Source organism: Bacillus sp. 22475 (assembly GCF_052044835.1).
In the GTDB taxonomy this organism is placed as follows: Bacteria; Bacillota; Bacilli; order Bacillales; family Bacillaceae_G; genus Bacillus_A; species Bacillus_A cereus.
This window is the reverse complement of the sequence record NZ_JBQENW010000008.1, coordinates 93,798-115,710: the sequence shown is the minus strand read 5'-3', so window position 1 is coordinate 115,710 and position 21,913 is coordinate 93,798. Positions and strand designations below refer to the sequence as shown.

Here is a 21,913-nt window from a genome sequence, read left to right as displayed (position 1 = left end):
CCAATATTACCTGAATGAATATTTCTACAATTTCATTTTATACAGAATTTAATCATTTGGAAAATTAAAATACATGATATAATCATTCACAAATCATGATAATAAAAGAGGGATCGCTTATGGAAATGAGACATGTTAAAACATTTTGCGCCATTGTGAAGTATGGTAATTTTTCTAAGGCTGCGCATGCGCTAGGTTATGCGCAATCTACTGTTACAGCACATATGAAAGCTTTAGAGAACGATTTACATATTCCTCTTTTCGATCGGTTAGGGAAAAAAGTGCTACTTACAAAAGCAGGTCATCAATTTCATCCTTATGCATTAGAATTACTTTCAATATATGAAAAAGCGCAAGAAATCCCCCAAAATACAGATTATTTAGAAGGTACATTAAGTATTACATCTAATGAATCATTAGCGGTATACCGATTACCACAATTATTACGTACTTACAAACAGAAAAATCCGAAAGTAAATATCGTACTTGAAACAAACACAAATGAACAAGCATTACAAAAATTACGTGAAGGAGAAACAGACGTTATCTTCATAATTGGAGAAAGTATAGAACATAATGATTTTATTACGCGTACTTTTAGTAATGAAATATTTGGATGGATTTTACCAGATCATTCCGCTGCACATACAAATCCATTCCAGTTATTACAGGACACCCAGTTCATTTTTACAGAACAAAGCTGCGGCTATAGGCCAATGGTAGATCGTTTTTTATGTCAAAGTGGAAATATTCCAGCTAAAACATTTGAAACTTCCAATGTTGAAGTCATTAAACAATCCGTTATGTGTGAGTTAGGCATTTCAATTCTTCCTTATATCGTTGTACAAGAAAGTTGCCAAAAAGGACAACTATGTTTTCAACCTATCGAAACTCCAACAGTTATTCAAAGTTATGTAATCTATCATAAATCTAGATGGATTTCCCCGGTATTACAATCGTTCCTTTCCTTACTTGAACGAGACTAAAATATTAAGACGTACATAGAAAAAGAGTAATTGCCTAATAAGCAATTACTCTCTTTCATTAATTAGTATACTATTTATTAGTCTGTCCCCCACCTGCAATTAATTTACTACCTGAATATGTACCTTTGTTCATAAACACTTGATTAATTAATTCTTTTTGCTCAGCTTCCGACATTACTCCTTTTCCTTCTCCTAAATTCCCACTTTGTAATTTCCAAATCTTATTATGATCCCCATCAACCTTTTCATATTTTCCTTGTTTCCATCGTTCTAAAATTTCTACATATGTACTTCCCTGTACAAGATCATTACTCTTTACAATATCAATTAAGCTTTCAATCCGCTCTTGTGTAATAAAAATATAGCCCCACTTTTGATCAGCTTTCGCTTTTTGATGTGCCATTTCATGTAATGCTGTCTGTATGTTCTCATCTGTCCATTTAAAATTTTTATTAAAACCACTATTCGGCAATGAATAATTTCCATTTTCTAAAAGCTTTGCATCTTCTGCTTTTACGTTACTATCAGCTAATACTTCTACTGCTGGAGCAGCTGGTGATGCCTTTTTCGCAGCTGGTTTACTATTATTTAAATAATGCAGCATACCATATGTTAAACCTACTCCAATTACCGCCATACCAGCTATAACACCTATTATTTTCAAAAATGTTTTCATCTCGCTTGTTTCCTCCCAAATATCTCCGTTCTGACTACCTAATTATTTCTTATATAAAAACTGTTACTTCATTCAAAATATCGCATCCCATCCCCTATCATATTATTTATATATACTTCCTCATATTGTATTTCTTTTTCTTTAAAATTGAAAGATTATTCTGTTAAATAATGAAAATATTCTACAAATTTTTCCTTTATATTTATAAAGAAACAAAAAAACAACGAGCGCGTTCTACAACACTCGTTGTTTTTACTTTATGCACGATTTTCTTTTAACCACTTCGTAATAGCATCTAACTTCGAAACATCAAAACGTCTTTCTTCACACACGTTCAAATTTTGTGAGTTTCTCACTATTTCTAATTCATTATTTCTTACACTTTTTGCCTTAATTAATTTACAATACCCATCTGTAACAGTATTTAAATTTTCATAATAACGCTGAAACGATTTTGATATATGTAAATGTTTTTCAAAGTTTCTTCTTCTTTTCGTCTCATCAGATACTTTCCGCTTTCTAAGTTCTTCATCGTTCGTATATAAATAAAAATATTGATCCGGAAAGCCAATTTCCCTATTTATCATCTTTTCTTTATAAAAATTTTCTATTAAAGATAATGGCTGATTAAATATATCAAAATGAAAACACCAATTATAACTAAGTGGCTGATAAATATCGCCATCGAGTATTACTAATTCATATTGCTTTGACTTCTGAACAGCTATATTCCAGCGCTCAACTTGTTTTTCAAAATACCATGTTCTATGTTCATTTTTTGGCCTTTCAAATAAAGAATTCACTTCAGGTATTATATAAGCACCATAATTCTTTTCTAATTCACGGCACGTGGTACTTTTACCAACAGCGCTTGCTCCCTCAAATGCTATTATCCCCATAGTTTCTCCCTCTTTCATTAACTAAAATTTCGTTGTTTCGCTTTTCTTCCCCATAACTTTCTCCATAAAACAATTGAAGCGACAGTGAGCATGATTGTTGTAATGATACTACCTTCAATTCCGAACGTGCCTCCATGCAATGTTTCTGGTCCATTTGTTATAGACTTAAAAATTGGAGTAGAATATACAGTTGTGCCACTAACTGCAAAACCATATACATTATATTGAGCCCAGTTCCAAATTGAGTGCCATGCACATATTCCCCACAGACCGTCTTCTTTCAATACATATAAAGCTGCGAAAACACCCACTAATATTATATTCGATATAGATAATATTGTAATTCCTGGATTAAGTAGATGAAGAAATCCAAATAAAAATGAAGTTACAATTATTCCAACCCATATACGACTTCTAACAGAAAGAACCGGGAATAACCAACCTCGTACAATAATTTCTTCCGTTGCCCCTTGTATTAAAAATGCAACTAAAGATCCTACTATTCCTACTATCACTGTTGAGGTAATATGTTGTACTTGCAATTTCACACTCCCCATTAATAATAGTAGAATAACTGGCGTTGAAATAAATAAAAACCCTATTAACGCACCTTTTAAATACTTTCTCATCCATTTCTCTTTCCAAAAGCCAATGGATGAAAAAGGTCTTTTTTCTACAAAACGAACCCATATAAATAAAATAAATATAGCTCCGCCAAACGTTAACACCATTCTAACATTGTCATAAATACCTTTCATGAATATCGTTTCAGCTTTCGGTAAAAATAACATAAATAACATAAAAAGTTCGCCTAAAGTCAAAAATATAATGGCTAATATTACAGCAAAGACTGGATGGACCTTTTTTCTCCCTGCTTTTGCTGCTTCAATTATTATAAATAAATTATTTTTCACTTTCTTTTCTCCTTTTATAATATTTAACTACCAACAGTAACCAACCATATTTTACCACGAAAAATATATTATTAATATTTACTCTAAGTTTTTCTTACATGATTTTGCATAAATCCCAATTAGGAATAATATATAAATAAAAGAGGTGCCTTTGTGCCTTTACTATTATCACCCAGATTACTCAGTGGTATTACCAGCACTTGCTATTTCCCACCATTTGTTGTAAGATAGTAATTAAGGTCAATTTAACACTATATTTTCTTTGCATATTATCAAGTATCAATCAGGGACATTTTGTACTCCTTATGGGTTTTTGATAATATGTGAACTTTTATTTTCATTCAAATAAGGCCGATCATATTGTAATTTTTCTACTTTTAGGAGGCATTACCATGACATTAACAGGTAAAGTAAAATGGTTTAACAGCGAAAAAGGTTTCGGTTTCATCGAAGTTGCAGACGGTAACGACGTATTCGTTCACTTCTCAGCTATCACTGGCGACGGCTTCAAGTCTCTTGACGAAGGTCAAGAAGTTAGCTTCGAAGTTGAAGAAGGTAACCGCGGACCTCAAGCTAAAAACGTTGTAAAGCTATAATTCAAACAATAAAAAGGTTGTTACCAGCAAGGTTAACAACCTTTTTAATATATAACTAAAATTTTTTACATAAAAGGAGTGGTTACATGTATCGCAATCGAAAGAACGATGTAGCAGAAGTACCACCAGAACAAACCCCTGTTTGGGAATGTGAATCAGAGGATTGTTTAGGATGGATGAGAAAGAACTTTTCATTTGAAGAAGAGCCTAAATGCCCTTTATGTAAAAGTAGCATGAAAAGCGGAGAACGTTTATTACCTAAATTAGGTTAATTTATAATAAAAAAAACCTCTTTTAATTAAGAGGTTTTTTTTATTATAAATTTATGTCCTCAACATCAGTTCGTACTATAGAATACAATAATGCATCGTGTTGCTTATTTCCTTGATGAATATATCCGCGCAATAGACCTTCCTTTTGAAAGCCAATTTTAGATAACATTCTACAAGAAGTAACATTTTCAGGATATGTAATAGCTCCAATTCTAAACAAACCTAAATCTTTAAACCCATAATCAATAATTTCTCGAGCCGCTTCTGACGCATAACCATTTCCCCAATAACGAGGATGCAGGTCATATCCAATCTCAGATCGTTTACTCCATAATTGTAAATTGTTTAGTCCAATTGTTCCTATTAAAACGTTCGTTTCTTTTAACGCAATTCCCCATCGTATTGCCTTTTTCTCAAAGTAATTTTTCGAAAAAGATTCGATCATACGTGAAGCTTGTCCAAACTCCGTAAAAGAATTCATACCGTAATAACACGTTACTTCATCCAATGAAAAGATTTCATATATTTTTTGACAATAAGATTGTTCTATTTCAACTAAACGTAAGCGTTCTGTTTCTAATATAGGAAATGCCATAGGATCACTCCTTTCTCTCTACTCATTCATTATATCAGAAAAAATATGTATAATTAGTAAAGTCCTTATTGTTCCATAAATCAAACATTTCTAATGATGCATTCCCTCTTTATTCTATATACACGAATTGGATACCTTCTGATTACTACTCAAACATTACGCTATAATTTCCATAAATCGAATTTCAAATTATCAAGAACTGTAAAAAAATTGTTTCTTCATTTTCTCCTTCCAAACAACCACCCTACCCCATACATTTATGGTAAAATATAGTTAATATATTATTTTATTGTGGAGGTGTAAATTTCCTATGTATATATTCATCGGCTTATCCCTCTTACTCATATTACTTATTTTTTTATTCGCAAAAAAATTCACACCAAACTCATTCATGATGACTAACTTTAAAGGCAATAGCTTTAAGACATTTTCAATCGGTATTTTAATCGCTGCCATACTCTCACTTTCATATGGAACTTATCATGCAGTAACATATCAACCTAGTTATTTAGATATTAAATTAAAAAATCAAAACTACACTGTTTTCGGTAATGTAGGCGAATTCGGTTATTTCTCCGAAGAATTATTAAAAAAAGATACAGAAGTTCAACTATATTTCGTCTCTTGGAAAAAAATGCAGTTAAAAAATCCGGTAATACTTATAGAATATCCTTCAGGAAAACAAGAAACATGGAAGCCAAATATCGTATTAATACCGATAAGTAAATTACAAGAAAAACATGATATAAAAGATATTTATCAACTATCACCGTATTCATTTAAAGAATCTGGAGAAATAACATTAACAATAAAAGAAAACAATGTAAAAAACAATAAAATTTCCATTCAAATAAAATAAATAAAAACTGTTCCTTCATTTTGCTGAAGGAACAGTTTTTATTTATTCTACAGTATTATTTATTTAATGTAGCCATTATTTCATTGGCAATATTCTTTCCATTTCCAATACACGCACCAATTCCAACACCGTAATATGAGGCACCAGCTAAATATACATTTGGATAAAGATTTGTCATTTTTTCTTGCAATGCTTGAACCGCTTGATTATGTTCTAAATGATATTTCGGCATTAAATCTTTCCAATTTGTAACTTCAACTACTTCTGGTTCACCTTTAATTCCGAGACTCTTTTCAATATCATATAAAGCTACTCGTACTAATTCTTCTTCACTGTAATCCTTGATTGTTTCATATACCGGATTGGTACTCTTATAAAACATTCTAACTAATAATTTTTGTTTACCCGATGTATGTTTCCACTTTCGACTTGTCCATGTACAAGCATCACAATGTAAATCACTGTTTTCCGTTACAATAAACCCCGTACCGTCAGCTGGTAGTTGTTCATCTAGTATGTCAAATCCTAAATAAATACTAATAAGAGATGAGTTTTTAAATGTATTAAACTGCTCATTTAACTCATTAGACTGTAATAAAGTTTGCGCTATATCATGTGGAGCTGCTAAAACAACATAATCAGCTTGTATTGTTTCATGATTTGCAAAAGAAATCTCATATCGATCTTCTTGTTTACTTACAGCCGTCGTTATAGCACCTTTTTTTACGACAGTTTCAGTCAGCACTTCTTCTAAGCGATTAATTATCGTAGATAGTCCACCCTTAAATGATACGAATTTTTTATTTCCTGCTGATTGAAATTGTTTTTTATTCTCTTCAAAACCTTTAATAATACTTCCATACTTATTTTTATAATCCAGTAAATACGGTAATGTAGATGCCATTGTAAGCTCATTCAATTTACCAGAATATACGCCTGAAAGCACAGGAGCAATTTGTCTTTCCACTAACTCTTTCCCTAAAAAGCTTTCTAAAAATAGAGCAAGTGATGTATCTTTCGTGAACTCTTTATTTTTCGTTATGAAATCTTTTAAAGCTACGATTTTCCCCTTCGTTGAGACTAGCGTACTGCTAAACAACGACCGGGCACTCATCGGTATCCCAAATATAGTATCAGAAGGAATTGGATGTAACATGTTTTCAGAATATATGTAAGAAATACCCGTTTCATTATATACCATTTCATTTTCTAAATTTAAATCTTTTACAAGTGGCATAACATGTTCATTACGAGCAACGATTGAATCCGCCCCTGACTCCATAATGAAATCCTTTTCTTCCACACTATGGATTTTACCACCTAAATACTCTTCTTTCTCAATAAGAATTAAATTTAAATCGATATTATAATCCTTTTTTAATTTTTCTAAATAAAACATAGTAGAAAGTCCCGTTATACCTCCACCGATAACAACAACTGTTTTCATATGTGCTGCGCTCCTAACCGATACAATTAATAATTCCTTTTTATTATAACCAAAAGTCCTTATATTCGACTAGCAAGTTGCGCATTCTGTAAGAAATTAGACAATATATTTTAATATATTTTCAAATTACCTAATAAAAAAGAACTATAACATTTACAAACCCCGTCATAGTTCTCTTTATTTTAAAAACATAAAGTAATTGATTAATTTGTCTAGTTCTTGACTCAATGCCAATACTTTTTCATGTTGAATTCCATAATCCGATACTAAATATAAAAGTTCTTCTTTTTTTATTTCAATTACTTTTTCCAATTTCGCTAGTTCCATGTCGTTTTACATCTCTCCAAAAATAAAATGTATGTATTTCAGTATAGCCTACTTACATAATTAGTAAAAGTAAAATACGCATGTAAAATCTTACATATTTGAAAAAATAATATACTACTAACAAAAAAAGAAACTAGATTAAGCCGCCTTTTAAAATACTTTTGTTTTCCATTTTCTTCCTCACCTAATAAAAATCACTATATTTTCATCCTAAAGATGGTGTCAGGACAAATAAAATGTGATTCGATTCATCACTTTTATTCAAAAATCGATGCTTCACATTCGGTGGAATACGTACAACATCGCCTTCTTCTAAAAAATATTCTTTTCCCTCCAATTCCACATACACTTCCCCTTTCATAATAACAGCAATCTCTTCCTTATCTTCATGGGAATAATGGCTTTCTGTTGTGTTTGCTTGTTTATTTAAATCCATCATTAGCATTTCAATACGTGCTTTCATAAAATCAGGTGTTAATACATCATATACAATGTGATCATTGTTTTCCCGATATACTTTTTTTCGATCTTTTTTCTTAGAAATGAGCGAATCTGTATCAATATCGTTAATAAAAAGTGTAAACAGCGGTACATTTAATGCTTTTGCAATTAATTCCAAAACATTTAAAGAAGGATTAGCATGTCCTCTTTCAATTTGGCTAATTAACGACGTACTAATCCCTGCATAATCAGCGAATTCACGAATTGTCATATTATTTTTCTTACGATAACTTAATACCGTTTGTCCAAGCCTATCATGTACCATAGTAAAACTTCCTTTCGTCCATCATAATGCATGTTTCGTTGTCTTTGTGCTGACATACTAAACAAAGGCAAATAACCCTTCCCTATTATCTCCGGGACTTATATACTTACTTTTGTACATTATATCGTATTAAGTTTATTATAATAAACATTCTATCGGAGGGACAAACTTTGAAATCACCTATTCTTTCATATTGCATCTTATTTTTTGGTGTATTCGCCTTATCAACTTCAGCTATTTTTGTAAAATTGGCAGATGCTCCTGCGACAATCATTGCTTTTTACCGATTATTCTTTGCCATACTAATTCTGTTACCGTTATTACTATTTAATAAAAATAGTCGAAATGAGCTAAAAACTTTAACGAAAAAACAATGGGCACTTGGATTCGTATCTGGGCTATTTTTAGCTGCACATTATGTACTATGGTTTGAATCATTACAATATACTTCTGTAGCAAGCTCTACAGTTATCGTAACGTTACAACCTTTGTTCTCAATGATTGGTGGTTATTTTTTATTTAAGGAGAGCTTTACGAAAGGAGCAGTTATTGGTTGCCTCATCGCTATTTCAGGTAGTATCATCATTGGCTGGCAAGATTTCCAAATTAGTGGAGAAGCTTTATATGGAGATATTTTAGCACTTATCGCTGCCGGTATCATTACTGCTTATTTTTTCATTAGCCAACACGTTCGTAAAGATTTGTCACTTATACCATATTCGGTAATTAGTTATGGAAGTAGTGCTGGCTTTCTTGGCATATTTGCTTTCACGCAACAAGAACCTTTCATCCATTACTCTACACAAACTTGGTTGTGCTTTATTGGATTAGCTTTCATTGCTACAATTTTAGGACAAACCATTTTTAATTGGTTATTAAAATGGATAAGTGCTACTGTAATTTCAATGAGTATTTTAGGTGAAACAATTGGCACTTGTATACTAGCGTACTTTATATTACATGAGACCATTTCTTTACAACAAGGACTAGGAATTACCGTTATTTTTATTGGTTTAGTATTATTTTTAATACAGCCAAATTCTAATAAAAAAGCATGACAATATACTGTCATGCTTTTAACTACTAATTATGTACAATTAAACCATCCGGTCTAAAACGACTCATCATAATTTCATTAATAAACTTTCCGTGAGCTTTCAAATTCCCTATCTTTACTCCCTCTTCTACAAATCCAAATTTTTCATATAAAGCTTTTGCTTTTGGATTCGTTTCTAACACACCTAGTTCTACTCTCTCTAACATTAACCAATTATCAGCCAAATCAAGCATCTTCGTAAGAAGTGCTTTCCCAATTCCTTTATTATGATATTCACTATCAACCCCAATGAATAAATCGCCTGAATGAGATCTTCGTCCCGGACTTTGTGTTAAACCTACAAACCCAACAATTTCTCCATCATATTCTGCAACAAATTCAAATTGATTTGGTGCTAAATTTCGAATTCTATTTTCCATAGCTTCTACACGCATGCTAGGTAAGAAAACCATATACGGTAAAACGTCATCCTGTATACATATACGATGAATTGCTCTAGCATCTTGTATTTCTACTGCTCTAACGTTGATCCCCATCTTTCTCTCCTCCATATAAATAACAATATATTTGTGTGTATTCTAGAAACGTTCACGAATGACCTTCTCGTCCGTATTTCTTTATGTCATTTTTACATAATTATTTCGATATAATACTTAATTTCCAAAAAGATTAACAACTATAGGATATGGTTAACTTTTCACCTTGTTATATAAATTAAGCAAATTTTCAATCAGAATACCATTTAGTTTCATGCCGACTATATCACAATTTTCTATTTCAATATTTTTCAGATTACTATTACTTATGGTGCTACCTTCCAAATCACATTTATCGAATAAAATAGGTTCCTTCTCATCTCCGAGACTTGTATTTTTAAATTGCACTCCACCTAAAGTCACCAAATTAAATTTACTACCAGAAAGATTTAAATCTGCATATGATGACCATCTAAAATTTATATTTCTAAACTTTGATTGACTTACATTACAATTACTCATATTCGTATTCATTATATTGCTACCAACAAATGAACTGTTTTTTAAATTCACTTGATAATACTCTGTATTTGCTAAATTACAGTTTTCGTATTGACTATTTTTCATATCTTTATTTGTAACTACACTCTCTTTATTTGAGCTTGTTTTTATTCTTTTCACGTAACAATACTCATCTTCCGATTCAAAAATCATTTGGTAGCCCATCTTTTTATAAAAGTGATGATTATTAATTTGTCTACTAGATGTTTCGAGATCCCAAATCTTTATGTTTGGATATTCCTTTTCTATTAATTTCATAACATGTGATCCAATTCCTTTTCCTTGATAAACAGGATCTACAAAAATACGATCAATTCGACCGTACGACTTACCAGAAATCGTAACTATTATCCCTCCGATTATTTCTTTATCCATTACAACTTTGAAAGAATCCAATTCTTCAATGGAATATTCCATCATTTCAACTGAAGAATATCCTGGCGGTTGAATGTTATAATCAATGACATCATCTTGGCCGTATAGCCATTGTTTTGCTTCTGCATCAAATGTTCTTTTCATTATTTCTGTTAATTTCTCAGCATCTAAAATTGTAGCTTTTTCTATAGATATCATTGTTGTTTTCCCCTTCATTATTACAAACCAATAATTTTTGTGAATGCCATAATTATCAATTCACTTTTGTTTTTAATGCTTTTCCCATTATTACATATGGAACATCATTTTTACTTGGATGAAATGGCTCCAATACATTTATCCAATCTAATCTTTCATATAACGAACGTGCTTTTTCATTGTTTATTTGTGTTGTTAAAACACTCGTTCTATTTGAAACCCCTTCTAGTAATTTATTATGTAATTTCGTTCCAAGACCTTTATTTTGATATTGTGGGTGAACTGCTAACTCTACAAATTCAAAACAATCTTGCAACCATTCGTCTACTTGCTCTAGATGTAACGCTTCTCTCATTAATTGATTATAGTACTGTCCCTCCATTGAGCGATAACCATAAGTAAAACCAACTACTTCATTTTCATCATTTATTGCTACTATACCTTTAAAACCTGTATATTCTATATGCCTATTCATTCGCTTGATCATTTCATTGAAATTTGTTTTCTCAAATACTTTACAATACAAATTTGCCATATTCCCAATTAGGATCTCCTCTTTTTCAATGCTTACAAATTTCACTTTACTCCCCCCTATTAAAACATTTATATCCTTTTTTAAAAACTAAGAAAATTAACACTAATCACTCTCTTTACTATTAAACTACAAATCACCCTATATTTTCCACAGTTACTTAGTATTAATGAATAATAAAAAGAGACCATGTAATATAAACATGTTCTCTTCTTTTATTCATTTTCAATTTTATCCCGCTATTTGCCTGGCAGTAAGACCCCCACCTCAAAATTCAGCGAAAGCAAAGAAGTTAGATGGGGGATCAATTGCCCGTAAAATCCCGATTGGTGAGGGCTGAACCCCCCACTGATTAAAGTTTCACTTTATATAATTAAAAATTAGATATTACTTAAGCCACTCGTTGCAAGTATTACTTAACTGCTGTAAATCTTCTATAAATTTACTCGCATCATATCCATCACAAACCGAATGATGTACTTGCAATGAAACTGGTAGCATAACCTTGTTTCCTTCGTTAAAATATTTCCCACAAGTTATAATTGGCAATAGAAAATTTTCATCATTATTAATATTAAGATTAAATCCAGTAAAACTAGTCCAAGGTATGCTAGAAATCGGAAATACATTAGGCGGAATATTTTCTTTGGTGAAAAGACCATGAACACTAGCATAGTATCTCATATCGTCTTCATACTTTTTATAGAAAGTGCGGAAATCACTTGAATAATCCGTCCATATACTTGAAAAAGACTTATCATCTTTATGAAAGATTGTATAACTCGGTATCATTTCCTCCCAATAGCCTAAAACTCCTTCATCGTTAAAACATGTTCGAAATTTTTTATGATTATTTACTACTCTAGAAATTAAATATATAAAAACGGGATAAAATTTTATTCCCTTTTGATATACTTCCTCTAATAACATCGTGATATCAACATTCACAGTCATACTAAATGTACATTTCAACTTTAAATAATGCTCAAAATACCGCTCTCTATTCCAATCTTCTCTATCAATTACATGAAACTTCATTCTAATAGCCTCCTAAAATTTTCTTTTTATTTTAGAAGGCTAATTCCCTTGCTCTCACCATACTTGTTCACTCCTAACAGTTTACAATTCACCCTAATTATTCATTTAATTATATAACATATGTAAGAATCAATTCACATATTTCTGGAAATCCATCCACATACTATAGATAAATCAAATGAAATTTGGAGGATACATACATGAATAACAAAAATATGAATAAAAAAGAAAATGTTACTGAAAACACTACATCTATTCAAAATAATAATACTGCAAATCTTACTATCGAAGAACAAGCAATGAACGGCTTATACGGAATGCCCGAAACAACAATTGAAGATGCTGATCACGCTGCAGCTGATGATTTGACTTCAAAAAATTAATTAACTACATTGAAAAAAGCCAAGGAAAATATCCTTGGCTTTTTTAACTATGCATCCACCTTTTGTATTTCTTCAATCTTTCTTGAAAGTTTACCTGGCCAAAAAGCAAATCGGCCTAAAACTACTGTAATCGCGGGTACAAGTAACGGTCTTACGATAAACGTATCTAGTAATACGCCAATTGCAGTTACAATACCAAATTGAACTAATACTTGAATTGGAAGTGTACCTAACACTGCAAAAGTTCCTGCTAAAATTAAACCAGCCGATGTAATAACACTACCTGTTTGTATTACACCATTTTTTACTGCATCCAAGTGATTTTGTGTCTTTCTGTTTTTCCATATTTCTGAAACCATAAAGATATTATAATCTTCACCTAAAGCAACTAAAAATACGAATGCGTACAACGGTATCGCACCTTGAATGGCCGGCGCACCCATACCGTAATGAAGTAATATCCATCCTGCTCCTAACGCTGAGAAGAATGATAAAACGACAGTTACAATTAAATAAATCATCGCAACAACCGATCGTAAGTAGACAAGTAATAGTAAAGCGATAATGCTAATCATTACTGGAATAATTACTGATTCATCACGTTCCGTAATTTGCTTTGTATCATATAATGAAGCTGTTTCCCCACCAATCCATAATTGATCTTTAGCATTACTAATCCCAGCATCTTTTAATACTTTTTCTATACTACTTTTCAATTTAGGAATTTGATCTAACGCTTCAATTGAGTATGGATTTTCCGCTAAAGAAACTTCATACATTTGTATTTGCTTATTTTCTTTTCCCTCTTTTGGCTCTTTCACTGTATTTACGAAAGAAAATTTCTCTAGTTCTTGTTTAATAGGAAGCTCTTTGCCTTTCGTATCAACAACAACTTTTATTGGTGCTAGTTCACCAGCTGAGAAATGATCACTAATTAACGTAAACCCTTCACGAGAAGGCATATCCTTTGGAAACGACTCTAATAAGTCATATGTGTATTGAATACGTGGTACGAATGAAGCCAATCCGCCTAATACAAATACAGTTAGCATAATTATTGTCCACGGTCTTCGTACTACAATATCTCCAAGTTTTTTACTAAAGGAGCCTTTTGATTTTTCAACTTTTACAGCCCTCTTTTTCTTTCTTGCAAACTCCTCATTCATTGAAGTTGTTCTCGGTATAAACGGGAAAAATGCAATCCTACCGAATATTAATAATAGTGCTGGTAAAATCGTTAAAGCAGCGATTCCCATTATAAATACAGCAACACTAAATGGTACTGCAAATCGATGAAAGGCTCCATAATGAGCAAGTAGTAATGTTCCTAATCCAAGTACAACAGTTAATGCACTCATTATAATTGCACCGCCAGAAGCTTTAATCGCAAGTTGTAATGCTTTATATTTACTTTCTTCTTCTAACAAGTACTCTCTATATCTCGAAATTAAAAATAGACAATAGTCCGTTCCAGCGCCAAACAATAATACTGTCATAATTGATATCGCTTGGGCATCTACTTTAATCCATCCGTGATCAGCTAAAAAACCGAGTGTAGGACTAATAATACCGTATGCAAAGCCAACAACAAGTATAGGTAAAATCGCTAAAATTGGTGAGCGATACAGTAAAATTAACAAAACTAACACTAGTAGTACAGTAGCCACTAACAATTTCACATCTGCTTGACTAAATAAACTAACTGCATCCGTTTGAATACCTACAGGTCCTGATAATCGAACATGTAAACCAGATTCACTTATTTTTTGTTTAAATGGATCTTCATCCACCTTACTATTCACTATCTTTCTAAACTCTTCAAGATTTCCTTTTAATATATCTGTACCAGCAGATTTATTAAAAAATACCGGTGTAACAAATGATGTACCATCTTTTGACGCACTTTTTGATAATACTTGCTCTGGGATTGTATCAAATGGTGGTAACGTTGATTGTTCTTTTAAAGGACTAGCTTTTAACTCTTTATAAACATCTTGTATGAGTTTATAATCCTGTGACTGTAATCCACCATCTCTATACCATACTACTAACAACGGATTCCCTGCATTATTCGGAAACTCTTTTTTCATAAGTGCTTCCGCTTGCTGCGACAGAGCTGTTTCAGGTAAATTTTTCGGATTCGGTTCTTTCGTACTGTTTACTTGTGGTAACGTAAATGAAAGTAACAATGTAATAAGAACCCACACCGATAAAGTGATCCATTGCGTATTTCTCCCTGCTACAAGCCTCCCTAACATATGTAACGGGTGCTTTTTCATAAAAACCCACCTTCCTTTTTTCCTCCATTATTAATTATATATACTGGTTGGTTAATTAATCAAGAATGATTGAAAATTATGTTATAATTATCTCAATCATAAATGTCAGGAGCGAATGTATTTGGAACAAAAACAACGTCCTCTCGGAAGGCCGCGTCAAAATAAAAATACAAAATCTACAAAAGAAACCATTTTAGAAGTGGCAACCCGCTTATTTCTTACGCAGAATTATCAAGTCGTTTCTATGGATGAGGTCGCAAAAGTTTGTGGTGTTACGAAAGCAACTGTCTACTATTACTATTCAACAAAAGCCGATTTATTTACCGCTACTATGATCCAAATGATGGTACGTATACGCGAAAATATGTCTCAAATACTCTCTACAAACAAAACGTTAGAAGAAAGATTATTAGACTTCGCCAAAGTTTACTTACACGCAACGATGGATATTGATATGAAAAATTTTATGAAAGATGCAAAACTGTCGTTATCTGAAGAACAATTGAAACAATTAAAAAATGCTGAAGATAATATGTATGAAGTACTAGAAAAAGCACTCGATAATGCGATGCACATCGGAGAAATTCCGAAAGGAAACGCTAAATTTGCGGCTCATGCTTTCGTATCTTTATTATCAATTGGGAATTTTAAAGATGAAAATCACAATCCTATTCTTGCAAATATAGATGAATTATCACAAGAAATCGTTTCTTTTTATTGGAACGGGTTAGGTCATTCATATTAAACTGATTTGCTTTAATAAAAGAGCATGTTTGAATTTTTTCAAACATGCTTTTTTATCATTTAAGTGTTTTATTTATATACCAACAATTAGACTACACTTTAGCATCCATTATTAAAAAATTATTATCTTTACCTTTTACAAATTTTGAAGTTGAATCTTTATATTCCGCTTACTTAATCCCCCATGGTAACAAACTACAGATTCAATATGTAAATTTAAATACTTCTTCAAAGACTGCCGTGCTTCCATAATATTTAAAGTTGTTGGGGCATGAATTCCTCCTAACACTCCATTCACACTATACATCGAGTCTCCAGCGACAAGAATTTTGCTTTGTTTCAAATATAAACTAATATGACCCGGAGTATGCCCTGGAGTATGAAGAATTAGTATTCCACCGCAATACGGAAGTTCTTGCCCGTCAATCACAGTATCACTCACTTTTCCTTTTGGTCGGTTCTCTATATTTCCGTCCTTCAATAAAGGTAAATCCCCCTCGATATATGGCTTATCTAGTTCGTGCGCATAAACTTTAATATTACTTCGACAGCGCTGCAACAATTCCGGAAGACTACCTATATGATCAATATCCTGATGCGTCAAAATCACGACTTTTAACTTATCAAATGATACCCCAACCTTTTCCATCTCTACTTGTATATCTTCAATTTGTCCTGGGAAACCCGTATCTATTAATACTGCCATTTCATCATCCCATAAAAGAATTGGATGAATAACAAATTCTTGAAATTCAAGTTGTAACATTTCTATCCCTTTAGCAATCTCCATACAGCCACTCTCCTTTATGTTGAAGTTTGAAAATATGTACGAGTAAACTGAAAATATAAAGTGAAACTTTAATCAGTGGGGGTTTTACTGCCCGGCAAATAGCTGAATAAAACACCTCTATCTTATAATATGTTTTGTCATACCAATAGAGAATGCCTCAAACCCTATAGATTCATAGTAAGATTGCAATTTTTCTACACACATAAGTTGTGAAATAACCTTGTTTTGTTCACAGTGCTGGATTAATCGTTTCACTATTTCTTTTCCGATGCCACTAGACTGATATTTTGGCAATACACCAACTCCACAAATAATGCCTGTTATGACTCCATCTGATATGACACGCCCCATCCCTACTAACCTCTTATCATCAAAAACATAAATTGCATACCAACTTTGCTTACACATTCGTTCTAACTCGTTAACCGTTAATTTAAGAGAATTCCATCCTAAAGATTCGTATAAGAATAATAATCCATTAAAATCTGTAGGATGTTCACTTGTGTAGCGTATACTATTTTCCATGTAAATACTCCCTATTCTCTGGCTTGTTTATATTTCATAAAATTCCCTTTACACAAATCTGATCGATGTAAAAATAACTAGAACAAACTTCAATAAGAAAGATAGAATTCCTTCTCAATATAAAATAAAAAGAAGTTATCTCACTTAAGATAACTTCTTTTATATAAGACTCTCATTATATTATCAACCAAAAAATATACAACTGCATACGATTAGCACAAACAAAACTAATAAACCATTTGAGAAATAACCCATAGAATACTACCCCTTTATTTCATTATGTAAAAGATTTTATCATAAAATTATTTACAACATAATAACCGAAAAAGACATTGTATTCATTAGTTATATACGTTTAGTAATATTTTATATTCGGTTATATTCTCGTTGCCTAAAACCACTTCTGGCGCCCTTATAATTCAGTCCACATAAATTCAAAAAAACAGTTATTAGTAAACGTTCATTTACTATAAAGAGTAATTTTAATTGATTTATAGTAAATTTAGTAATAAAATAATAACTAAATTCATAAAGGAATCAAAAACAATGACCCAAAACGAATTATTAAACGAATACATGAATTTATTATTAAATATGTCAGGTACTTTTAAATTACTATCGGAGAAATCCTCAGAATTTACACATTTAGAACAACACGTAGTAGAGTATATCGCCCAGCAAAAGGTGCCTGTAAACTTAAAAATGATTGCTAGTTATTTAAACATCCCTAAACAACAATTAAGTGTAACAGTGCGTAACTTAGAACAAAACGGATACATCATAAAAAAGCAAGATATGGTAGACAAAAGAGCTTTATTAATCTCTCTGACAGAAAAAGCTGAAAAAGTACATTATGAGAGATGGAAACAAATATATAATAATTTCACAGTAAACCTCGAAAAGTTATCTGAAGAAGATAGACGGGATTTAACTTATGGACTATATAAAACAAATACAATGCTCTCAAAAATGTTAAATAACGACTAGATATATTGTTTATTATTAAACGGAGGATGTTTCATGGTTAAAGAATTAGATTTGCAATCTGTACAAGGTACAATGCTTATTCCACTATGGGGAAGAGCATATGGCAGTGAGAAAAATAAGGATATTTTAGATGATATAGAAGCTATTCGAATAATTAAAGAATGTGATTTTGACTTCTCAACAATAGCAAATACATTTGGCGAATACGGATGTATCACATACATTACCCGTGCACGAAAAATTGACGATACGATAAAACAATTTATAATAAAACACCCGAATGCTACTATTGTAAACATCGGTTCCGGACTAGACACTACTTTTTCAAGAATCGATAACGGTACAATACATTGGTACAATCTTGATTTGCCCGATGCAATCTCTTTTCGCAAAACTTTAATTGAAGATACCCCTAGAAACATTAGCATTGCTAAATCATTTTTTGATACTTCTTGGTTTGACGATATAAAATATAATCCAAACGACGGTATTCTTTTTATATCAGCAGGTGTGTTTTATTACTTTAAAGAAGAAGATTTAAAAAAGATCGTAGTCGCTATGTCAAAACGTTTCCCTGGAGGAGAATTATATTTTGACGCTGAATCAAAGTTCGCACTGAATCTTTCGAATGCTACTGTAAAGAAATCTGGTAATAACGGTGCTATGATGTATTTTTACGTAAATAATCCAAAATCAATAGAAAAATGGTCCTCTACAATAAAAGTATTGAGCTGCTCCCCTTTCTTTAAAGATATAGCTACAAATAAAGATTGGGACGGTAGTACGCGTATAATGATGAGAATTGTAAACTTAATAAAAATGTTGAAGTTTGTTCATTTACGGTTCAAAAAATAAAAAAGTAAAGAAGAGCTCAATACATTTATACTTAGGTCATAAATGTTAATTTTAATAAAATCAAAGGCAGAAACATAATTGTGAAGTGAAACTTTAATCAGTGGGGGCTTTGCTCATCCCCCACTGATTATTAGCCCTCACCAATCGAGCTTTTACGGGCAATTGATCCCCCACCTAACTTCTTTGCTCTCGCTGAATTTTGAGGTAGGGGTCTTACTGCCCGACAAATAGCAGGATAAAATCTTGCATGCACTTTACGTAGGAGCTAAAATGTTGAATCACTTACCCTCTCTTCTTATAACCCACTTACTACTTTTTAAATGTATATGTTCTGACCGTCAACAGCTTTTACCTTTAAATTCTTTAGACCCTATCCTTTCTTATATGAATAGCTTTCTTATTCGAAAATAGATTTTTAAAAATTCCTACTCCCACAATTAATAAACCTATACCAACTAATTTATTTATTTGTAATGGAATGCTCTCCATTCCAAATAATCCAAATGTATCAATGCATAACGCAACGACCAATTGAGTAATAAGACTAATTAGCACCGTATATGCTGGACCTAAGCTCTTTATTGCACCCATTATACAAATAATTAACCCGATGCCAAACAGTCCACTTACATAAAATAAATAATTTGTAGTATACACTTTAATGTTAATACTGTTTTCTGTAATGATATAAAATAGAATAGAACTAATGAGACCTATTCCAAGGACACATGTAGTCGTTAACCACTGTCCTACATTTTCATTTACTTTTGCATTAAAAACAGATTGTAAGCTAATTAATATCCCTGCTAATATAGCTAAACTAAATCCAATCAAAATCTTCCTCTCCCCTTCATTGCTCATATATATTATCTTTAGCGACTTCCTTCATTCTAGAAAAATCTTTAATTACAATAACTCCATTACTCTTTTCAATTAGTTTTTCATTATAAAATCTTTGTAATACCCGAATTACGTGCCTATAACTTACCCCTATAAAATCTGCAATACTCGTTACTGAAGTTGCATCCAAATCCCCTTTATACATATTCCCGTTACTATCTGTTGAAATTGAAAGCAAATAACTAGCTACACGTACTTCTACAGGATAAAGTAAATTAAGAGCAGTGAAACGAGTCGATATTTTTAACGTGTTGGCAATGTTTTCAAGCAAGAACTTCATAAATATAGGATCATGTAATAACTTGTTTCTAATAACCGTATTAGAAATAGAGATTGCTACAACATCTGAACAAGCTTCAACGACATTATGTGCTTTGCTATTTTGAATTAATTCAATATCACCAACAATTGCGAGTGGATTGATAAAGCGAAGGATTAGTTTCTTCCCTTCAGGTGTAATCGTATAAACTTTTACTTTACCTTTAACAACAAAATATAAACGATCCATTTCGTCATCTATATTGCAAATAAGCTCGCCTTTTTCAAAGTGATTTAATTGAAAATAAGCAGTATCTATTTCTGAAAAAAACTCGAGCGTTTTATTGGTTTTCAAATAATGCGTAATTAAACCTGATCTATCCTCCATATTCATTTCTCCTTTCATTTACATATTAAATACAACAATACCTATAATCATTATTATTGTTCCCACAATATGATATCTCTCCATCTGTATCTTTTTTATATGAAACAGTCCTTTCATTTCAATAACTGTTGCCGTTAACAATTGAGCAACCATTAGTGTGCCAGCTGTCAATGTAACTCCTAATGAATATATCGCCATAGTTTCTGCACAAATAATGAATCCACCAAATGCACCCGCTGCTAAATATACTTTTTTCACACTCTTTAAATTTGTTACTTTCTCTTCTTTCTTTAATAAAAATACAGTTGTTGCAATAAGGAATCCAATTAAATGGGTTATAATACTCGTCGACCATATACCGATATGTGAACTAAGTTTCGCATTAAAGGTTCCTTGAAGTGTTATAAATATCCCCGCAAAAACAGCAAATAGAATACCTTTCAAAAAATCATCTCCTCATCCTTTATTTCTGACTTAATTAAAAACCATCATCCTATAATGGCAAAAGGACAAATGTCACATCACTATGAAAATAACTTGGAATGAAAAAAGCACACCTCAAAAATGCGAGATGTGTTTTTTAAATTATTTATATATAATGTTTTATAAATAAAAATTACGCTACATTAAAAGATTTCTTTTTCATAACAAACTTTGCAAATAAGAAACGTACAAGCGGTCCCATAATAATTAATTGTAATGGATATGCCATTATGAAATTTTTAATAAAAATCGAAAAATAAATTGAAACAAATGAATCTCCTTGTAGTCCACCATGTAAATGCATCATAGCCATACCGAAAAATGACATAAAGAACACCATTCCGATTACCATAGTTGTCGCCATTGCAACGATAATATTTATTTTCTTAGATTTATCAAATGGCAACATGAATACAATTTTTTTCGCACAAGGTCCAACGATACATATTTCAATTAATAGCGCAATAATAAAGCCAATTAATAGTTCTAATACAATCTCTTTAATATAAATTGGTCCTCCTGTTTCATTCATTAGTAAATTGTAAAACGTCATTACGATAACCATTCCAAGGCACATCATCATGCCAAATTGGAGGTTTTCTTTTCTTGTTGTTGGCAAATTTCATCATCCTCTCTCTTTGAGTCTTTGTCATTATATCGACATTGGAACCCCCTTCGTAAGTGAACATTTTGTGAACAAATTTAAAACGTTTTCATGTATTTTCTTTACTTTCAACTCAAATTCTC

At 31.7% G+C, this 21,913-nt stretch carries 27 protein-coding genes; 9 read left to right on the top strand and 18 right to left on the bottom strand.

All coding sequences use genetic code 11. The features are described from left to right. Window positions 1-119 precede the first annotated feature (119 nt). The gene (locus ACTJJY_RS15285) at window positions 120-986 is read left to right on the top strand and encodes a LysR family transcriptional regulator (RefSeq protein ID WP_000425893.1); all 867 of its coding nucleotides are present in this window, start codon (window positions 120-122) and stop codon (window positions 984-986) included. A 70-nt stretch (window positions 987-1,056) separates the two neighbouring features. Here the strand turns inward: ACTJJY_RS15285 and ACTJJY_RS15280 are convergent, their stop codons facing one another. The 3 genes from ACTJJY_RS15280 to ACTJJY_RS15270 all read right to left on the bottom strand — a co-directional run bounded on the left by ACTJJY_RS15280 (window position 1,057) and on the right by ACTJJY_RS15270 (window position 3,475). Then, window positions 1,057-1,662, bottom strand: coding sequence for a PRK06770 family protein (locus ACTJJY_RS15280; RefSeq protein WP_000846982.1), 606 nt, complete (start codon window positions 1,660-1,662; stop codon window positions 1,057-1,059). Window positions 1,663-1,919: 257 nt separating this feature from the next. Continuing rightward, on the bottom strand, window positions 1,920-2,579 hold the full coding sequence (locus ACTJJY_RS15275) for a chloramphenicol acetyltransferase (protein WP_440605876.1): 660 nt from the start codon (window positions 2,577-2,579) through the stop codon (window positions 1,920-1,922). After that, window positions 2,579-3,475 carry a CPBP family intramembrane glutamic endopeptidase gene (locus ACTJJY_RS15270; RefSeq protein WP_440605875.1) on the bottom strand — a complete coding sequence of 299 codons (897 nt, stop codon included), beginning with the start codon at window positions 3,473-3,475 and terminating at the stop codon, window positions 2,579-2,581. The genes ACTJJY_RS15275 and ACTJJY_RS15270 overlap by 1 nt, the downstream gene beginning before the upstream one ends. 392 nt (window positions 3,476-3,867) lie before the next feature. Here ACTJJY_RS15270 and cspD point away from each other — a divergent pair, with 392 nt between their 5' ends. Further along, window positions 3,868-4,071 (top strand): cold-shock protein CspD, encoded by a 204-nt coding sequence (gene cspD, locus ACTJJY_RS15265; protein ID WP_000176366.1) that lies wholly within the window; start codon window positions 3,868-3,870, stop codon window positions 4,069-4,071. An 86-nt stretch (window positions 4,072-4,157) separates the two neighbouring features. After that, complete coding sequence (locus tag ACTJJY_RS15260) at window positions 4,158-4,343, top strand: cold-shock protein (RefSeq protein WP_000286203.1); 186 nt, start codon at window positions 4,158-4,160, stop codon at window positions 4,341-4,343. 43 nt (window positions 4,344-4,386) lie between these two features. Here the strand turns inward: ACTJJY_RS15260 and ACTJJY_RS15255 are convergent, their stop codons facing one another. Beyond that, window positions 4,387-4,938 carry a GNAT family N-acetyltransferase gene (locus ACTJJY_RS15255; RefSeq protein ID WP_049107682.1) on the bottom strand — a complete coding sequence of 184 codons (552 nt, stop codon included), beginning with the start codon at window positions 4,936-4,938 and terminating at the stop codon, window positions 4,387-4,389. 310 nt (window positions 4,939-5,248) lie between these two features. Between ACTJJY_RS15255 and ACTJJY_RS15250 the strand changes: the two genes are divergently transcribed. Then, the gene (locus ACTJJY_RS15250) at window positions 5,249-5,797 is read left to right on the top strand and encodes a hypothetical protein (RefSeq protein WP_000275232.1); all 549 of its coding nucleotides are present in this window, start codon (window positions 5,249-5,251) and stop codon (window positions 5,795-5,797) included. 55 nt (window positions 5,798-5,852) lie between these two features. Here ACTJJY_RS15250 and ACTJJY_RS15245 read toward each other — a convergent pair whose 3' ends face one another. The 3 genes from ACTJJY_RS15245 to ACTJJY_RS15235 all read right to left on the bottom strand — a co-directional run bounded on the left by ACTJJY_RS15245 (window position 5,853) and on the right by ACTJJY_RS15235 (window position 8,337). After that, window positions 5,853-7,244: a protoporphyrinogen oxidase gene (locus tag ACTJJY_RS15245; protein ID WP_061661081.1), complete on the bottom strand. Its 1,392-nt coding sequence runs from the start codon at window positions 7,242-7,244 to the stop codon at window positions 5,853-5,855. Window positions 7,245-7,421: 177 nt separating this feature from the next. Then, complete coding sequence (locus ACTJJY_RS15240) at window positions 7,422-7,571, bottom strand: aspartyl-phosphate phosphatase Spo0E family protein (protein WP_000417698.1); 150 nt, start codon at window positions 7,569-7,571, stop codon at window positions 7,422-7,424. A 205-nt stretch (window positions 7,572-7,776) separates the two neighbouring features. Continuing rightward, the gene (locus tag ACTJJY_RS15235) at window positions 7,777-8,337 is read right to left on the bottom strand and encodes a helix-turn-helix domain-containing protein (RefSeq protein ID WP_053564531.1); all 561 of its coding nucleotides are present in this window, start codon (window positions 8,335-8,337) and stop codon (window positions 7,777-7,779) included. Window positions 8,338-8,507: 170 nt separating this feature from the next. Between ACTJJY_RS15235 and ACTJJY_RS15230 the strand changes: the two genes are divergently transcribed. Then, on the top strand, window positions 8,508-9,395 hold the full coding sequence (locus ACTJJY_RS15230) for a DMT family transporter (RefSeq protein ID WP_440605874.1): 888 nt from the start codon (window positions 8,508-8,510) through the stop codon (window positions 9,393-9,395). A gap of 25 nt (window positions 9,396-9,420) precedes the next feature. Here the strand turns inward: ACTJJY_RS15230 and ACTJJY_RS15225 are convergent, their stop codons facing one another. From ACTJJY_RS15225 to catA, 4 genes are all read right to left on the bottom strand, one after another. Continuing rightward, window positions 9,421-9,930, bottom strand: a complete 510-nt coding sequence (locus ACTJJY_RS15225; protein WP_063547205.1) for a GNAT family N-acetyltransferase — start codon at window positions 9,928-9,930, stop codon at window positions 9,421-9,423. Between the two features lie 153 nt (window positions 9,931-10,083). After that, the gene (locus ACTJJY_RS15220; RefSeq protein ID WP_098392298.1) at window positions 10,084-11,022 is read right to left on the bottom strand and encodes a GNAT family N-acetyltransferase; all 939 of its coding nucleotides are present in this window, start codon (window positions 11,020-11,022) and stop codon (window positions 10,084-10,086) included. 37 nt (window positions 11,023-11,059) lie between these two features. Continuing rightward, window positions 11,060-11,584, bottom strand: coding sequence for a GNAT family N-acetyltransferase (locus ACTJJY_RS15215; protein ID WP_000673976.1), 525 nt, complete (start codon window positions 11,582-11,584; stop codon window positions 11,060-11,062). Window positions 11,585-11,923: 339 nt separating this feature from the next. Further along, window positions 11,924-12,574, bottom strand: coding sequence for a type A chloramphenicol O-acetyltransferase (catA, locus tag ACTJJY_RS15210; RefSeq protein ID WP_000668543.1), 651 nt, complete (start codon window positions 12,572-12,574; stop codon window positions 11,924-11,926). Between the two features lie 200 nt (window positions 12,575-12,774). On the opposite strand from catA, the gene ACTJJY_RS15205 reads away from it, so the two are divergent. Beyond that, window positions 12,775-12,957, top strand: a complete 183-nt coding sequence (locus ACTJJY_RS15205; RefSeq protein ID WP_001060657.1) for a DUF4021 domain-containing protein — start codon at window positions 12,775-12,777, stop codon at window positions 12,955-12,957. Between the two features lie 47 nt (window positions 12,958-13,004). On the opposite strand, the gene ACTJJY_RS15200 is transcribed toward ACTJJY_RS15205, so the two are convergent. Further along, on the bottom strand, window positions 13,005-15,236 hold the full coding sequence (locus ACTJJY_RS15200) for an MMPL family transporter (RefSeq protein ID WP_440605873.1): 2,232 nt from the start codon (window positions 15,234-15,236) through the stop codon (window positions 13,005-13,007). A gap of 121 nt (window positions 15,237-15,357) precedes the next feature. Here ACTJJY_RS15200 and ACTJJY_RS15195 point away from each other — a divergent pair, with 121 nt between their 5' ends. After that, window positions 15,358-15,981: a TetR/AcrR family transcriptional regulator gene (locus ACTJJY_RS15195; RefSeq protein ID WP_440605872.1), complete on the top strand. Its 624-nt coding sequence runs from the start codon at window positions 15,358-15,360 to the stop codon at window positions 15,979-15,981. Window positions 15,982-16,116: 135 nt separating this feature from the next. Here the strand turns inward: ACTJJY_RS15195 and ACTJJY_RS15190 are convergent, their stop codons facing one another. Both ACTJJY_RS15190 and ACTJJY_RS15185 read right to left on the bottom strand, forming a co-directional pair. Next, entirely contained in the window at window positions 16,117-16,770 is a 654-nt protein-coding gene (locus ACTJJY_RS15190; RefSeq protein ID WP_065228812.1) for an MBL fold metallo-hydrolase, read from the bottom strand. Window positions 16,771-16,887: 117 nt separating this feature from the next. Next, a complete protein-coding gene (locus tag ACTJJY_RS15185) occupies window positions 16,888-17,295 on the bottom strand; it encodes a GNAT family N-acetyltransferase (RefSeq protein WP_440605871.1) in 408 nt (135 codons plus the stop codon). Between the two features lie 546 nt (window positions 17,296-17,841). Here ACTJJY_RS15185 and ACTJJY_RS15180 point away from each other — a divergent pair. Further along, the gene (locus tag ACTJJY_RS15180; RefSeq protein WP_440605870.1) at window positions 17,842-18,282 is read left to right on the top strand and encodes a MarR family winged helix-turn-helix transcriptional regulator; all 441 of its coding nucleotides are present in this window, start codon (window positions 17,842-17,844) and stop codon (window positions 18,280-18,282) included. A 33-nt stretch (window positions 18,283-18,315) separates the two neighbouring features. Then, window positions 18,316-19,137, top strand: a complete 822-nt coding sequence (locus ACTJJY_RS15175; protein ID WP_043938702.1) for a class I SAM-dependent methyltransferase — start codon at window positions 18,316-18,318, stop codon at window positions 19,135-19,137. Window positions 19,138-19,500: 363 nt separating this feature from the next. Here the strand turns inward: ACTJJY_RS15175 and ACTJJY_RS15170 are convergent, their stop codons facing one another. The 4 genes from ACTJJY_RS15170 to ACTJJY_RS15155 all read right to left on the bottom strand — a co-directional run bounded on the left by ACTJJY_RS15170 (window position 19,501) and on the right by ACTJJY_RS15155 (window position 21,785). Next, the gene (locus ACTJJY_RS15170) at window positions 19,501-19,971 is read right to left on the bottom strand and encodes a DMT family transporter (RefSeq protein WP_213745011.1); all 471 of its coding nucleotides are present in this window, start codon (window positions 19,969-19,971) and stop codon (window positions 19,501-19,503) included. 16 nt (window positions 19,972-19,987) lie between these two features. Continuing rightward, window positions 19,988-20,683 carry a Crp/Fnr family transcriptional regulator gene (locus tag ACTJJY_RS15165; protein ID WP_440605869.1) on the bottom strand — a complete coding sequence of 232 codons (696 nt, stop codon included), beginning with the start codon at window positions 20,681-20,683 and terminating at the stop codon, window positions 19,988-19,990. Window positions 20,684-20,701: 18 nt separating this feature from the next. After that, window positions 20,702-21,127, bottom strand: coding sequence for a DMT family transporter (locus tag ACTJJY_RS15160; protein ID WP_440605868.1), 426 nt, complete (start codon window positions 21,125-21,127; stop codon window positions 20,702-20,704). 172 nt (window positions 21,128-21,299) lie between these two features. After that, complete coding sequence (locus ACTJJY_RS15155) at window positions 21,300-21,785, bottom strand: DUF2798 domain-containing protein (protein ID WP_440605867.1); 486 nt, start codon at window positions 21,783-21,785, stop codon at window positions 21,300-21,302. Window positions 21,786-21,913 lie beyond the last annotated feature (128 nt).

Coding starts and splice junctions, on each gene's coding strand:
- ACTJJY_RS15175 (WP_043938702.1), top strand. CDS start 18,316: ATGGTTAAAGAATTAGATTTGCAATCTGTACAAGGTACAATGCTTATT.
- ACTJJY_RS15225 (WP_063547205.1), bottom strand. CDS start 9,930: ATGGGGATCAACGTTAGAGCAGTAGAAATACAAGATGCTAGAGCAATT.
- cspD (WP_000176366.1), top strand. CDS start 3,868: ATGACATTAACAGGTAAAGTAAAATGGTTTAACAGCGAAAAAGGTTTC.
- ACTJJY_RS15275 (WP_440605876.1), bottom strand. CDS start 2,579: ATGAAAGAGGGAGAAACTATGGGGATAATAGCATTTGAGGGAGCAAGC.
- ACTJJY_RS15255 (WP_049107682.1), bottom strand. CDS start 4,938: ATGGCATTTCCTATATTAGAAACAGAACGCTTACGTTTAGTTGAAATA.
- ACTJJY_RS15220 (WP_098392298.1), bottom strand. CDS start 11,022: ATGAAGGGGAAAACAACAATGATATCTATAGAAAAAGCTACAATTTTA.
- ACTJJY_RS15245 (WP_061661081.1), bottom strand. CDS start 7,244: ATGAAAACAGTTGTTGTTATCGGTGGAGGTATAACGGGACTTTCTACT.
- ACTJJY_RS15240 (WP_000417698.1), bottom strand. CDS start 7,571: ATGGAACTAGCGAAATTGGAAAAAGTAATTGAAATAAAAAAAGAAGAA.
- ACTJJY_RS15190 (WP_065228812.1), bottom strand. CDS start 16,770: ATGGAGATTGCTAAAGGGATAGAAATGTTACAACTTGAATTTCAAGAA.
- ACTJJY_RS15285 (WP_000425893.1), top strand. CDS start 120: ATGGAAATGAGACATGTTAAAACATTTTGCGCCATTGTGAAGTATGGT.
- ACTJJY_RS15180 (WP_440605870.1), top strand. CDS start 17,842: ATGACCCAAAACGAATTATTAAACGAATACATGAATTTATTATTAAAT.
- ACTJJY_RS15205 (WP_001060657.1), top strand. CDS start 12,775: ATGAATAACAAAAATATGAATAAAAAAGAAAATGTTACTGAAAACACT.
- ACTJJY_RS15235 (WP_053564531.1), bottom strand. CDS start 8,337: ATGGTACATGATAGGCTTGGACAAACGGTATTAAGTTATCGTAAGAAA.
- catA (WP_000668543.1), bottom strand. CDS start 12,574: ATGAAGTTTCATGTAATTGATAGAGAAGATTGGAATAGAGAGCGGTAT.
- ACTJJY_RS15280 (WP_000846982.1), bottom strand. CDS start 1,662: ATGAAAACATTTTTGAAAATAATAGGTGTTATAGCTGGTATGGCGGTA.
- ACTJJY_RS15185 (WP_440605871.1), bottom strand. CDS start 17,295: ATGGAAAATAGTATACGCTACACAAGTGAACATCCTACAGATTTTAAT.
- ACTJJY_RS15250 (WP_000275232.1), top strand. CDS start 5,249: ATGTATATATTCATCGGCTTATCCCTCTTACTCATATTACTTATTTTT.
- ACTJJY_RS15260 (WP_000286203.1), top strand. CDS start 4,158: ATGTATCGCAATCGAAAGAACGATGTAGCAGAAGTACCACCAGAACAA.
- ACTJJY_RS15200 (WP_440605873.1), bottom strand. CDS start 15,236: ATGAAAAAGCACCCGTTACATATGTTAGGGAGGCTTGTAGCAGGGAGA.
- ACTJJY_RS15165 (WP_440605869.1), bottom strand. CDS start 20,683: ATGGAGGATAGATCAGGTTTAATTACGCATTATTTGAAAACCAATAAA.